The following is a 13,693-nucleotide window of genomic DNA, read 5'->3' as shown; positions in this document are numbered from 1 at the left end:
TTATGAGAAAAATAAATATAATTTATGCAATTTTCACTCTTTTATTGGTGGTGAGTTGCAAACCAAAAGACAAGGAAAAAAAAGAAACCATTAAAATTAATCAACCCAACATCGTTCTTTTCTTAGTTGATGATATGGGCTGGCAAGATACTTCCGTTCCGTTTTGGAATAAACGTACACCTTTTAATGATTTGTATCAAACACCAAACATGGAACGATTGGCAAATGAAGGAATGAAATTCACGCAAGCCTATGCCACTGCGGTCTGTTCACCAACACGGATAAGTTTAATGACTGGTATGAATGCTGCTAAACATCAAGTTACTAATTGGACTTTAAATAAAGATGCTATACAACCTATGGAATCAAATCATAAAACCTTGTCATTTCCAAATTGGAATGTTAATGGTATGAGTCCGGTAGCAGGAGACAAAAACGCTGTTTATGCCACACCATTGCCACAGGTATTAAATGATGCGGGTTATTATACAATTCATTCAGGAAAGGCACACCTAGGTGCAATTGGTACACCAGGTGAAAACCCATTGAATTTAGGTTTTGATGTAAATATTGCAGGTCATGCAGCTGGTGCTCCGGCGAGTTATTACGGTTTAGATAATTTTGGAAATGGTAAGAAAGGCCAGGAAAAATGGGCAGTACCAGGATTAGAACAATACCATGGAAAAGACATTTTTTTAACGGAAGCCATTACCATAGAAGCTATTAAGGCAGTTGATACTGCCGTGCAAAAGCAGCAACCGTTTTTCTTGTATATGTCACATTATGCCATCCATAGCCCGATAATGGGTGATGATAGATTTGTTCAAAAATATTACGAGAAAGGTATAGATTCTACTGAAGCTAAATATGCCTCAATGATTGAGGGTATGGATAAAAGTTTAGGAGATATTATGGATTTTCTTGAGGAGAAAAATATTGTTGACAATACCATTATTCTTTTTATGTCCGATAATGGTGGGCTAAGTGCTTTGGCTAGAGGAGGAAAACCAAATACGCATAATAAGCCATTAAATAGTGGTAAAGGTTCAGCTTATGAAGGGGGAATTAGAGAACCCATGTTGGTTAAATGGCCGGGGAAAGTAAAAGAAAAATCCGTTACTGATGATTATGTAATTATTGAAGATTTTTATCCAACCATCCTTGAAATGGCCGGAATTCAAAACCCTAAAACAGTTCAGGAAGTTGATGGACAGAGTTTTATTCCCATATTAAGAGAAGAAAAAACAAACACAAATGAACGTCCTTTATTTTGGCACTATCCTAATGAATGGGGAGTCTCAGGGCCTGGTATTGGGGCAAGTAGTGCAGTGCGTTTAGGTGATTGGAAATTGATCTATTTTTATAAAAATCAGAAATTGGAATTATTTAATATTACAGAAGATATTGGTGAGTTGAAGAACTTAGTCGAGATAAATCCTGAAAAAGCGAAAGCATTGGCAATAATTTTGACAGATTATTTAAAAGAAGTAAAAGCTCAAATTCCCGCGAATAAAAAGAATGGAAAACAGATCCCTTATCCCGCTGAGGTTTTAAACTAATTGAAACAAATAGATATACTGTGCGTTATGTATTAAATACTTTAATCAACAACCAATTAAAAATGAAATCATTCCTAAAAATAGCAGCTCTACTTAGTATTACCTTTGTTTTAAGTTTTACATTCATCGTTGAAAATGCTAATGATTGGCTTATTGACAACACAGTTTATGAAGCTCAAATTTTTAATAAGGGTAAAGATATTGTATTGACTAATGGTCTTATAACTAGAAAGATAAGGATGAGTCCTAACGCCGCTACGGTTGAATTTCGGAATGATGTTACTGGTGAAAATATGTTAAGAAGCATTAAACCAGAAGCTGAAGTTACAATTGATGGTAAGGTATATGCGGTAGGTGGATTAACCGGACTTAAAGAACATGGTTATTTGAAAAATGAATGGATTGATGACTTAGAAACTGATGAATCTGCTTTTCAGTTTAAAAATTACACCAATAACCCAATTGATAGAAAAATAAAATGGAGTAAGAATAAGGAGTTTAATTTAGCTACCAAAGGATTTGCAACAGGTAGAGAAATTGTATTGGAATTTAAACATAAATCTGCTGATTTAAAAAAGATAAAAGTATTTGTACATTATGAAATTTATAATGGAGCTCCATTAATTTCTAAATGGATTACTATTGAGAATAATAGTGATAGAGCGGTTACTATTGATGGATTTAAAAACGAAATGTTGGCTTTTCCTGAGGCAGAAAATGCTGTAGATAAACCTGAGCAATGGATGCGTCCAAACATGCATGTAGAAAGTGATTACGCTTTTGGAGGATTTTCAGCGAGTTCAGCCAACCATACCATTTTTTATGAAAAAGATCCCGAGTATACTTCGCAAGTAAATTGGAACATGGAAACACCGTGTTTACTTGAAAGTAAATTAAAAGTTGGTCCGAACAAACGCTTACAGCCAAAGGAAAGCTTTGAAAGTTTTCATACTTATGAATTATTATTAGATGGAACGGACAGAGAACGGAATTCGTTAAGTAAACGTAAAATGTATCGTTTATTAGCTCCATGGTCAACGGAGAACCCCATTTTTATGCATTTAACAAGTACAGATTCTACTGAAGTTGTTTCTGCTATAGATCAATGTAAGGAGACAGGATATGAAATGGTAATATTAAGTTTTGGTAGTGGTTTAGATATGGAAGATACAACCGCTGTAAATATTCAAAAATTCAAAAATCTAGCAGATTACGCTCATGGTAAAGGAATTGAATTGGGTGGGTATTCACTTTTTTCAAGTAGGAAAATTAGTGATGCTGTTGATGTAATTGATAAGGAAACAGGAAAACCAGGGGGAGCAAAGTTTGGTAATGCACCTTGTTTGGCAACTGAATGGGGAGAAGGTTATTTAGAAAGGTTAAAATATTTTATAGATAAAACAGGTTTTGACTTATTAGAACACGACGGGCCTTTTCCCGGTGATTTCTGTGCATCAACAACTCATAAACATCATAAGGGTTATGAAGATTCGCAGTGGGAACAATGGAAAATGACCACTGAATTTTATCATTGGTTAAAGGACAAAAGAATTTATTTAAATGCTCCTGATTTTTATTATTTAAACGGTTCAAATAAATGTGGTATTGGGTATCGAGAAGTAAATTGGTCGTTACCAAGAGAGCAGCAAATTATGTTAGGTAGACAAAATATTTATGATGGTACTTGGGAAAAAACACCGTCTATGGCATGGACATTTGTTCCGTTGACTGAATATCATGGAGGGGGAGAAGAAGCTACTTTAGAGCCTTTAAGCAAACATTTACTCGATTATGAAAAGCATATGGTTCAGAATTACGGTTCAGGTGTACAAGCGTGTTATCGCGGTCCACGTTTATACGATACAGAAAAAACAAAAGAGCTCGTTATTGAACAAATAGCTCATTATAAAAAATATAGAGAAATTCTAAATTCAGACATTATTCATTTAAGAAGACCAGATGGAAGGTCGTGGGATGGATTTATGCATGCCAATCCTGATAATTCTGAAAAAGGTTTTATTATGTTATTCAATCCTACAGAAAATACTATAGACGAAGTTATAAAAGTACCATTATACTATACCGGTTTAACAGAATTTGCTACTATTGCCGAAAAAGGTAAGAAAAAAGGAAAAAAATATGAGTTGAATCGAAATTATGAGGTTGATTTAAGTGTGAAAATTCCAGCTAATGGATATACTTGGTTTGTAATAAACTAGAAAGTCAAGTTTTAAAAGTTGTAGGTAATCTAAGTAACTAATTTTAAATGTGCTTATTACATTTATTTAGTTATTATATTGGTAGGTTCTAATATCTTGTTGGACGTTGTTGCAAAGTCAATTGTAGAAAATTGTACGAAATATTCAATAATTTTAGTACATTACCATCTTTTAAAAATCAACCTATAATTTATACTTTATGACAACCCCTACTAAAAGCAACAGTAACCTAATACCAATGCTGATTATTGGAGCTATGTTCTTCATTTTCGGATTTGTAACTTGGATAAATGGCGTTTTAATTCCATTTATGAAAACTATTAATGAGTTAACCGATTCACAATCTTATTTAGTAGCATCAGCTTCATATATCGCCTTTGTAGTAATGGCTTTACCATCATCTTATTTGTTAAAAAAAGTAGGATATAAAAAGGGGATGTCCATTGGTTTAATTTTAATGGCTGTTGGAGCACTTGTGTTTATTCCCGCTGCTGAAGCAAGAACCTATTGGATGTTTTTGGCAGGTATCTTTATTCAAGGTACGGGGATGACTTTATTACAAACTGCAGCAAACCCATATATAACCATATTAGGACCTATTGAAAGTGGGGCAAAACGGATTGCAATGATGGGTATTGCTAATAAAGTGGCAGGATCTTTAGGGTCAATAGTTTTTGGAGCATTACTGTTATCGGGTATAGATGATATAAAAGAAAAAGTGAGTACCGTTTCTTCAGAAGAGAAGATGCAACTTTTAGATACAATGGCCAATAGTGTTGTAATGCCATATATAATAATGGCTGTTATACTATTCCTTTTCGGATTATTAGTATTGAAAGCTCCGTTACCAGAATTAGAAGGTGATGAAGACGAGGAAGTTGCAGAAGGAGAAACAGCTAAAACTAGTATTTTTCAATTCCCACATTTATGGTTGGGTGTGTTAACTTTATTTGTTTATGTAGGAGCCGAAGTTATTGCTGGTGATTCAATTATTGCTTACGGTCTATCACTTGGTATTCCTGCAGATGAGGCTAGTAAATTCACTTCATTTACTTTAGGTGCAATGGTGTTTATGTATGCCTTAGGTGTGTTTTTGATACCTAAATATTTAAGTCAGGGTCTTGCACTAAGAATTAGTGCAGTACTAGGTATTATCTTTTCTGTTTGTATTTTATTGACTACGGGTTTTACATCAGTATTGTTTGTAGCGGCTTTAGGTATTGCTAATGCATTGGTTTGGCCAGCAGTATGGCCTTTGACCTTACATGGATTAGGAAAGTTCACAAAAACAGCTTCCGCTTTATTGGTGATGGCTATTTCTGGTGGGGCGATCATTCCGCCATTATATGGTAGACTGGTAGATTCTGGTAAACACGAATTGATTGCAAATGGTATTTCTGAAGCTGAAGCGATGGCAACATCTGCAAATAGTAGTTATTGGATTCTTTTACCTTGTTATGTAATTATTTTATATTATGCCGTTTGGGGACATAAACTAGGTTTTAAAAAGAAGTAATTTTAACTTTTTAAATCATGAAAAATAGAGTTGAATCTGTAGATATACTAAGGGGTTTAACCATAGTTGCTATGATTATGGTGAATAATCCAGGAAGTTGGGGGAGTATTTATCCACCACTTATGCATGCAGAATGGCATGGGTTGACACCAACTGATTTAGTTTTTCCTTTCTTTTTATATATTGTTGGTATTTCAATTTCTTACGCGTATAAAAACAAGCCAAATACGTGGTTAACGTATAAAAAAATAACCATTAGAAGTTTAAAATTAATAGGTCTAGGTTTATTTCTAGGGTGGTTTTTACCTTATTTCCCGTTTTTTAAAAGTTTCGAATCGTTGAGGTTTCCTGGTGTTTTACAAAGAATAGGTGTCGTGTTCTTTATTGCGGCGATTTTATTTCTCAATTTTGATTGGAAGAAGTTATGTGCTATTGGTCTATTTGTTTTATTAGGTTACTGGTTATTTTTGGGCTTTGTTCCATTACCTGATGGTTCCATACCCACTTTTGATAGAGCTTCAAACAATTGGGCTAATTATATTGATTTAAATGTATTGGGCAATCATATGTGGAAAGATGATTATGATCCAGAAGGTTTGTTAAGTACCTTACCCGCTATTGTTACCTCTATTATAGGAATTTTAATAGGGAAGGTATTGGCTTCAAAAGAAATAAAGAAAACGCAATTTTTATTAATTACGGCGGCTGTTTTATTATGTACTGGATATATTTGGAGTCTTTGGTTTCCGTTAAATAAAGCTCTTTGGTCAAGTAGTTTTGTGCTCGTAACTAGTGGTTGGGCAACACTAATTTTGGCCTTAGTTTATTATGTGACCGATGTTAAAAAAATAGAAATTGGTACTATTTTTAAATATGTAGGAAGTAATGCTATTACCATATTTTTCTTATCAAGTTTTATAGCAAAAACGTTCTATCTGACTAAAATAGGGGATAACCAAAGCATTCATTCATGGTTATATCAAACCTTTTATACCAGTTGGATTTCCATTGACAAATTAGCATCACTAATGTATGCTTTAACAGTAATAACCTTCTATTTAGTGTTGGGATACATTATGTATAAGCGGAAGATTTTTATTAAGGTTTAGTATATTTTATGTATTACGTTTATTTTTTTAAGTTTAAAACCATTAATTTCACCTAAACCTTACCCTTATGAACTCTCAAAATTTTAAAAACCACGCTCGTTTTAGCCCAGTTTATCATTTTTTTGCAATACCACTATCTTTAATTGTACTAATTGGTACCATTGTTAATGTTGTAAAATCATCAGAGGAAAATTTTTATAGTGCCACATTATTGGTAATGGTTGTTCTTCTTTTAATATTGGCTATACTTTTTGCTCGTACGTTTGCGTTAAAAGCACAAGATAGAGCTATCAGAGCGGAAGAAAATTTAAGACATTTTGTTTTGTCAGGAAAACCTTTAGATAGTAACCTAACAACGCGTCAAATCATTGGTCTACGGTTTGCTTCTGATGAAGAATTTCCAGATTTAGCAAAAAAAGCCGTAGCAGACAAATTATCGGAAAAAGAAATTAAGGAATTAGTAAAAAACTGGAGAGGCGATTATTACCGCATATAGAGACAGTTTGAAATTTTAATTTCAAACTGTCTCCTGATTTTAATACAACTTGTATTCAGGTGATTTAATGCCTTGCATTCTTAAAGATACCAATGCTTGCCCTCTATGATGTGCTGTATGCTCACCAATAAATTGAAATGCTTTTTCTTTTGCAAAAGCAGGCTGTTGCGGATCAAAAGGAACTACAAATGTTTCAGCCAATTGTTCATCACTCATGTTTTGAAAGGTGGAAATAACCAAATTATATGATTCTGAAATTGCTTTTAAACAAGCTTCCTTTGAAACTCCCATTTCCTTTTCCATTTTTGCGGCAGCAGCAAAATCTTCTTGACTTGGCATTGGTTCTCCCTTTACAAATAATGCAATTAAAAATTTTGATGAGGTTGCAATATGAGCCATTTGTTCTCCAAAGCTTCTTACAGAGTCCGTTGGTTTATATGTATATTTTTCGGCAGGCATAGCCTCTGCTATTTGAAGTGTATACGCCTTAGAGTTACTTAATACTTCAAGATATGCTTTTACGTTAGTGTTTTTGGTGATTTTATTTTCAACTTTATTAAAAGCAACGGTACTCATTACAAGTATTCCAAGGGTAAAATAAATAATAGATTTTTGATTCACAATTAAAGAATTGCCCTTTTGATGTTCGTGATTTTTTTTTGAAAAGTTCATAATAAATTAGTTTAGTTTGCATTAAAGATAATAATAAAAATTTAACTCACTGGTAGTGAGTGAGTTTTACTTTTTAGATTTAACATGCCAATACCTTTTTATTGTCTTTAGTATTTTTCGTAATATTACAGTACAAAACCAACCTAATGGAAGACGAAAAGAATATTTCTGAAATTGATATAAGTTCTAAAGTTACACATAACAAAATAATAGATAATAAGGAACTTAATATTTGGGAAGCTTTGACTCCTGTTTTAATATTAATGGCCTTGTTAGCCTATAATATTTTTTATAAAGAAGGGGAATGGTTAGGTGAATATTCGAATCAGTTTATTTTGCTAATTGGTGGAGGCATAGCCGCCATAGTAGGTTTTTACAATAAAGTTCCTTTACATATAATGCTTACCGAAATTTGGGAAAACTGGAAAAGTGTCTTTGTTCCTATTATGATTTTGTTTTTGGTTGGTGCTTTGGCAGGTACTTGGTTGGTAAGTGGGGTTATTCCAGCAATGGTTTATTATGGTCTTCAATTATTAAGTCCTAGTATATTTTTACCCGCTTCGGTTGTTATAGCGGCAGTTATTTCAATAGCAACGGGCAGTTCTTGGACAACTTCAGCAACTGTAGGTATTGCCTTAGTTGGTATCGGTACTGCACTGGGAATTCCTACAGGAATGATTGCTGGTGCTGTAATTTCAGGAGCTTATTTTGGTGATAAAATGTCCCCTTTAAGTGATACAACAAATCTTGCTCCTGCCATGGCAGGCACAGATTTGTTTACGCATATAAAATACATGTCAATTACAACAGTACCGACAATTATAATAACTTTAATTGTTTTTGGAATACTAAGTGCTACTATAGAAACTAATGGTAATGCTGACGTAAGTAATTTATTGGATACCATAAAATCTACCTTTCACATATCACCTTATTTGTTCATTGTTCCTTTAACAGTAATTACGCTGATTTTATTGAAAACAAAACCTTTGATAGCCTTAAGTGCAGGGGTATTATTAGCCGCTGTTTTTGCATTTATTTTTCAGTCAGATATTTTAAGTAATTTGTCCGAAAGTAATTTTCAATCCATTATTAATGCAGTTTTTGTAGATACGGAGATTGTTACAACAAATGAAAAATTGAATGAACTATTTAGTTCTGGAGGCATGGAAGGTATGCTTTGGACCATTATTTTAATTATTTGTGCCATGGTTTTTGGTGGTGTAATGGATGGTATTGGTGCATTGGCCAGAATTACAAAAGCCTTATTAAGTTTGGCTTCTTCAGTTTTTGGCTTATTTTCGGCAACAGTGGTAAGTTGTTTAGGTTTAAATATTGTGGCTTCAGATCAGTATTTAGCCATAGTAATACCTGGTAAAATGTTTAAAAAGGCTTATGAAGATAAAGGCTTAGCTCCTGAGAATTTAAGTAGAACCTTAGAAGATTCAGGTACGGTAACTTCAGTTTTAATACCATGGAATACTTGTGGTGCTTATCAGTCTAGTGTTTTAGGTGTTGGTGTAGGTGAGTATTTTATCTATGCAATTTTCAATTGGTTAAGTCCTTTTATGACCTTGTTATTTGCCGCATTGAATATAAAAATTAAAATGCTGGCTGGTAAGAAAATTAAATAAAGAAATTCCAAACCAGTCCAAATCGAATAACAAAATCTCTATAGGGATAATTTGGTGCTGAATAATAATCTGCCGTTTTACTAAAACCAGAATTAAAATGTTCAAATTTCAAATAAAGTCTTGTGCGTTGTACTTGTGCATTTATAAAAAAATCTAATACAGGGTAACCGCCAATTTCCTGTTCATTTTGTAAATAGAATTCTGATAATACAGGGTTGTAGCTATTGGCATAATATTTTGTAAAATAGTTTAATGTAACACCTGTTTGAAGGTATAAAGGATCACCTTTAAATAAATGATCTGAAAAGTATAAGGTATTTCTAGTTACAAGTTCAGGTACTCTAAAAACAGAACTTCCTTGGGCAACTTTTTGATACATTATAGTATTATCTAATGCAAATTTACCCAATCGTAATTCTTTAGATACTTTTAATTTAAGGTAATTTACGGTAAAATCTGTCTGACTAGGAGAAGTAAAACCGGCAGTAGCAGTGTCTCCAAAATAGGCGTAATTATCTATTTGCGTAATTTGTGCAGAAGCGTTTAAAATTCTATCAGATTTTAAATCGAATAATAAGGTTCTCGTACGTTCATTTTTTAAACTTCCAGACCAATTGAAATTGATATAATTACTTTGATTTAATTCAAAATTTAAGTTTGGTGATTTACTGTTTGTTAATAATGTACCTTTAAATGTAAAAAGGCTGTCTTGCTTATATTCAGCAGAACCCTTAAAATAATTACCAACTAGATCTCCAGATAAAGTTGTTGCAGTTTCTACATTTATGTTGAATTTCTTAAAATTGGTTTGCCAAGCTCCACCAATAGAAACAGAATTCCCTTTTAATGATGATGGAACTAAATCATCACCAAAATATACCGCACTATTATAATTGTAATTATAATTAAAATGTGTTGCTTTAAATTGTAGTTCACCCAATACCAAAGGTGATTTTAAAGCAACAAAGCCCTCATTTTTTAATGTAATATAATTTAATTTATCAGCAATACTTGTGTCAAAGGCATCGCCAAAAATACTATTAGCAGACGTTTGTTTATAATAATAATGTTTTCGTTCGTAGTTGAAAATATGCCCTACTTTTAAATAACTCGTTTTGTGACGTACGGTATCCTTTCGTTGCCAAATTTTATAATCATGATCTAAATAATACCTATTTCCACGTAAGGAGCTTAACCCGTCTTCAAAATTTGTTTCTAATCTTCCTCTGTCGCTAAAGTTAGGATCTTTACTTTCAAAATAGGATAAGGATAGCTCTGGCAATCCCCCATTATCTTGATTTGATAGGTCTTGTGCTGTTACATGAGCATTCAAATTATATGCATCATTTTTAGTTTGGTAACTATACGTAAAACGCATGTTACCATGGCTACTTAATGTACTTCTGTACTTTCCTAATGAACGTAATCCTTTATAAGCAATAGAAATATTTTGACGTTCAGAGGTGTTAAAAGTTAATAAAGCATCTAAAAATTGACCTTGCTCCAAGCCCGTTCTATAGGCCAATTCAGAAGTAGGAGTAGGTACTTTATAATAGTTGATGTCTTCTATTTCGTAATAGTTAAAATGCATGGCTCTATTTCCCATTTCAGGAAATAATGAAACTTCAGAAAAATCATAGCCTAAACTATTAAAAGTTTGTCCTTGATTTTGAAAAGCTAATAATTCGAAATTATCTTTACGTAAAAAATTAAATATATAATCTTTATTTATTGTTAAGGTAGTATCAATATAGGTAGTATCTCCTTTATAAGAAATTTTTTTATAATCTGTATAATGTGTTTTTCCACTAAGTTGCACATCAATCATACGATTATCTCTTAAAGAATCTCTTTCCGAAAGATCTTCTCCATTAATTCCTCTAGGTGAATTAATAGGGTTAATTTGAGAGTGTATACCAAAGCTGAAGCAAAGGGTTAATAATAAAAAAAAGTATTTTTGCATAAACTTATAATTGCGACAAAGGTAAAATAATTGTTTGATAAAATTTTGCCAAAATTTCGTGGTACTTTTGATACATAATACTATAAATATAGAAGGTTTATTATATGTTACAATTAAATTACTCAGGCTTTACATTAGAAGCAGGTACAGATGAAGCAGGTAGAGGTTGCTTGGCAGGGCCAGTTGTGGCAGCCGCTGTAATTTTACCCAAAAAATTTAAACATTCTTTTTTAAATGATTCAAAGCAGTTGACTGAAAAGCAACGTGTTCAATTAAGACCCTTTATTGAGAAAAATGCTTTAGCGTATGCCGTTAGTTTTGTATGGCAAGATAAAATTGATGAAATTAATATTTTACAGAGTTCTATTTTGGCAATGCATCAGGCTATTGATCAACTCTCCTTAGAAGCTGAATATATAATTGTAGACGGTAATAAATTCAATCCATATAAAGAAGTACCACATGAAACTATTGTAAAGGGTGATAGTAAATTTATGAGTATAGCGGCAGCATCAGTATTGGCAAAAACCTATCGTGATGAGTACATGAAAAAACTTCACAATGATTTTCCACACTATAATTGGAAACAAAATAAAGGGTATCCAACAAAGCAACATCGATTAGCCATTAAAGAGTTTGGTGTAACTAAGTATCATAGAATGACCTTTAGGTTGTTACCTGAAACGGCTGTTGATAAGCAATAAAAAACACATTTTTTAAGTTAACATCTATTATTTATAAGAGTTCATTTTTTTTACTACTTTTAAAAATGCTAACAACCTATGTGCCACATATAAGCCTGCAACCATACATAACCCATTTTTATTCTATAAAATGGGAAATTTCTAATTATGCGGAGGGTATTGTGGAAATGTCCTTACCAAGTGGCACGGGCTTTATGGTTTTTCAATTTGCAGGAAGGTTTAAAGGTCGTATTCATGATAAAGAAATTACACCTGCTGAATATTACACCATAGGTCAACAAACATCAAAGTATATTCTAAGTTCTGATGATGAAGCTGTGGAATTGACGGGTGCAGTGTTCAACCCGACAGGATTATATAAGCTTTTTGGATTTGATATGCTCCATTTAGTCAATAATCCGATGGACACTAGAATTCTATTAAATAATACTTTAAATGACTTTGCTTTTATTTATAAAGCAGAAAATAAAACGGAAGATCGTGTCGAGCTTGTTGAAAATCTTTTACTAAAACAACTTAAAAATAGCTCTTACAAAACATGTGTTGTTGATACCGCAATAACTTTATTTCAAAAAGGAAAAGGTTGTTGTTCGGTAAAAGAAATTGCAGAAAAACTGAATATCAGCGAACGCTATTTACAAAAAAAGTTCAAATTAATGGTGGGTATTACTCCATCAGCCTACAATCGAATTGTTCGGTTTAATTATTTATTTTCTGAAATGCAGTCCAATAATGAGCATGATTACAAAACCTTAAGTGCTTTATTTAATTTTTATGATTTTGCTCATTTTTCAAAAGATTTTAAAAGATACTGTGGCGAATCTCCTTCTAAATTTGATTTACAGCAGTTTCAATTTTTAAAAGAAGCTTGGGTCGATTCTCCTTTTTTTATAAATAAATAATTTAATATAAAAGATTAAACCGCAAATAGAAAAACTTAAAATTTTAAATATTTTATTGAAAGGGCGGGTTTTTACAAGAAACATCCCTGCTTTTCATCTATTTTTATCAAATTATTCTATTTATTAAGTAATAAATGTTAACCCATTTGTTAAAAATACATAAATAAGAAAAATAGTGCTAACTTAAAATATTAAAATGATGAAAAAACACGGATTAAAATTAACATTGCTATTATTAGTGGGATTGGTAATGTCTTGTAGTAATACAGGTGTAGGAAGTTACCCAGAAGCTATTTTAAAAGAAGATAATTTTATTTATAAAGAGTATTTAGATAATGAATATTATAAAATTGAGATAATAAATATAGAAAAAGTAATAGATAGCTTAGATGCAGTGCTTGTTCAAAATCCTAAAGACGAGAAAGCTAAAATTGAAAAAGAAATGGCTGAAGATTCTAGATCAAATCTTAAAGCTAATATTGCTAACTATGCAGATTTAGTTAGTTGGGGAATTATAGGACCGGTTTGGCCATGTGATTTGTGCTTGCCTTCTATTGAAAATCTAAAATATATTGTTACGCTTGCCAACTCACAAGTGGCTTTGGGTGAATCGATATTAGAAGTTGCTATATATAATGCATCAGGTGATTTGATAAGTAAAATGGACAATCAATTTAAGCCTTTACTAGATAATGAGAAAAACGTTAGTTATGCAAACTTTAACTTAACTAAAAGCTATTCTGGCCCTGTTTTTATAAAAGTAATCGAGAAAAATATTAAAGGTGAAATTATTTTGGATTATATGCTGGAAGGTTATATTGAAGATAAAGTGAAATAAAAATTAAAAATTCAAACATTATTTATAAGTCTAAAAAATAAGCTCTTTAATATGTAAAATAATTACATATTAAAGAGCTTA

The 13,693-nt window shown here is 32.1% G+C and carries 11 protein-coding genes; 9 read left to right on the top strand and 2 right to left on the bottom strand.

From position 1 onward, the window contains the following. Nucleotides 1–2 precede the first annotated feature (2 nt). The 5 genes from JBL43_RS03290 (at nt 3) to JBL43_RS03270 (ending at nt 6,899) form a co-directional block, all read left to right on the top strand. Nucleotides 3–1,559, top strand: coding sequence for a sulfatase (locus JBL43_RS03290; protein ID WP_198840031.1), 1,557 nt, complete (start codon nt 3–5; stop codon nt 1,557–1,559). Nucleotides 1,560–1,621: 62 nt separating this feature from the next. After that, nucleotides 1,622–3,778 (top strand): alpha-galactosidase, encoded by a 2,157-nt coding sequence (locus JBL43_RS03285; RefSeq protein ID WP_198840030.1) that lies wholly within the window; start codon nt 1,622–1,624, stop codon nt 3,776–3,778. Between the two features lie 199 nt (nt 3,779–3,977). After that, the gene (locus JBL43_RS03280; RefSeq protein ID WP_198840029.1) at nt 3,978–5,294 is read left to right on the top strand and encodes a sugar MFS transporter; all 1,317 of its coding nucleotides are present in this window, start codon (nt 3,978–3,980) and stop codon (nt 5,292–5,294) included. 17 nt (nt 5,295–5,311) lie between these two features. After that, nucleotides 5,312–6,403, top strand: coding sequence for an acyltransferase family protein (locus JBL43_RS03275; protein WP_198840028.1), 1,092 nt, complete (start codon nt 5,312–5,314; stop codon nt 6,401–6,403). A gap of 67 nt (nt 6,404–6,470) precedes the next feature. After that, nucleotides 6,471–6,899: a DUF6526 family protein gene (locus JBL43_RS03270; RefSeq protein WP_198840027.1), complete on the top strand. Its 429-nt coding sequence runs from the start codon at nt 6,471–6,473 to the stop codon at nt 6,897–6,899. Nucleotides 6,900–6,938: 39 nt separating this feature from the next. Here the strand turns inward: JBL43_RS03270 and JBL43_RS03265 are convergent, their stop codons facing one another. Beyond that, entirely contained in the window at nt 6,939–7,571 is a 633-nt protein-coding gene (locus tag JBL43_RS03265) for a DinB family protein (protein ID WP_198840026.1), read from the bottom strand. 146 nt (nt 7,572–7,717) lie between these two features. Here JBL43_RS03265 and JBL43_RS03260 point away from each other — a divergent pair, with 146 nt between their 5' ends. Continuing rightward, nucleotides 7,718–9,205, top strand: a complete 1,488-nt coding sequence (locus JBL43_RS03260) for a Na+/H+ antiporter NhaC family protein (RefSeq protein ID WP_198840025.1) — start codon at nt 7,718–7,720, stop codon at nt 9,203–9,205. Here the strand turns inward: JBL43_RS03260 and JBL43_RS03255 are convergent. Further along, on the bottom strand, nt 9,198–11,168 hold the full coding sequence (locus tag JBL43_RS03255; protein ID WP_198840024.1) for a putative porin: 1,971 nt from the start codon (nt 11,166–11,168) through the stop codon (nt 9,198–9,200). The genes JBL43_RS03260 and JBL43_RS03255 overlap by 8 nt on opposite strands. Nucleotides 11,169–11,272: 104 nt before the next feature. On the opposite strand from JBL43_RS03255, the gene rnhB reads away from it, so the two are divergent. The 3 genes from rnhB (at nt 11,273) to JBL43_RS03240 (ending at nt 13,612) form a co-directional block, all read left to right on the top strand. Then, a complete protein-coding gene (gene rnhB / locus JBL43_RS03250; protein WP_198840023.1) occupies nt 11,273–11,872 on the top strand; it encodes a ribonuclease HII in 600 nt (199 codons plus the stop codon). Nucleotides 11,873–11,937: 65 nt separating this feature from the next. After that, a complete protein-coding gene (locus tag JBL43_RS03245) occupies nt 11,938–12,774 on the top strand; it encodes a helix-turn-helix domain-containing protein (RefSeq protein WP_198840022.1) in 837 nt (278 codons plus the stop codon). Between the two features lie 196 nt (nt 12,775–12,970). After that, a complete protein-coding gene (locus JBL43_RS03240) occupies nt 12,971–13,612 on the top strand; it encodes a hypothetical protein (protein ID WP_198840021.1) in 642 nt (213 codons plus the stop codon). The last annotated feature ends 81 nt before the right edge of the window (nt 13,613–13,693 follow it).

Origin of the sequence: Aureibaculum flavum (assembly GCF_016406085.1) — a bacterium.
GTDB lineage: Bacteria > Bacteroidota > Bacteroidia > Flavobacteriales > Flavobacteriaceae > Aureibaculum > Aureibaculum flavum.
This window is presented reverse-complemented; position numbering and strand designations above follow the sequence as displayed.

Coding starts and splice junctions, on each gene's coding strand:
- JBL43_RS03290 (WP_198840031.1), top strand. CDS start 3: ATGAGAAAAATAAATATAATTTATGCAATTTTCACTCTTTTATTGGTG.
- JBL43_RS03285 (WP_198840030.1), top strand. CDS start 1,622: ATGAAATCATTCCTAAAAATAGCAGCTCTACTTAGTATTACCTTTGTT.
- JBL43_RS03280 (WP_198840029.1), top strand. CDS start 3,978: ATGACAACCCCTACTAAAAGCAACAGTAACCTAATACCAATGCTGATT.
- JBL43_RS03275 (WP_198840028.1), top strand. CDS start 5,312: ATGAAAAATAGAGTTGAATCTGTAGATATACTAAGGGGTTTAACCATA.
- JBL43_RS03270 (WP_198840027.1), top strand. CDS start 6,471: ATGAACTCTCAAAATTTTAAAAACCACGCTCGTTTTAGCCCAGTTTAT.
- JBL43_RS03265 (WP_198840026.1), bottom strand. CDS start 7,571: ATGAACTTTTCAAAAAAAAATCACGAACATCAAAAGGGCAATTCTTTA.
- JBL43_RS03260 (WP_198840025.1), top strand. CDS start 7,718: ATGGAAGACGAAAAGAATATTTCTGAAATTGATATAAGTTCTAAAGTT.
- JBL43_RS03255 (WP_198840024.1), bottom strand. CDS start 11,168: ATGCAAAAATACTTTTTTTTATTATTAACCCTTTGCTTCAGCTTTGGT.
- rnhB (WP_198840023.1), top strand. CDS start 11,273: ATGTTACAATTAAATTACTCAGGCTTTACATTAGAAGCAGGTACAGAT.
- JBL43_RS03245 (WP_198840022.1), top strand. CDS start 11,938: ATGCTAACAACCTATGTGCCACATATAAGCCTGCAACCATACATAACC.
- JBL43_RS03240 (WP_198840021.1), top strand. CDS start 12,971: ATGATGAAAAAACACGGATTAAAATTAACATTGCTATTATTAGTGGGA.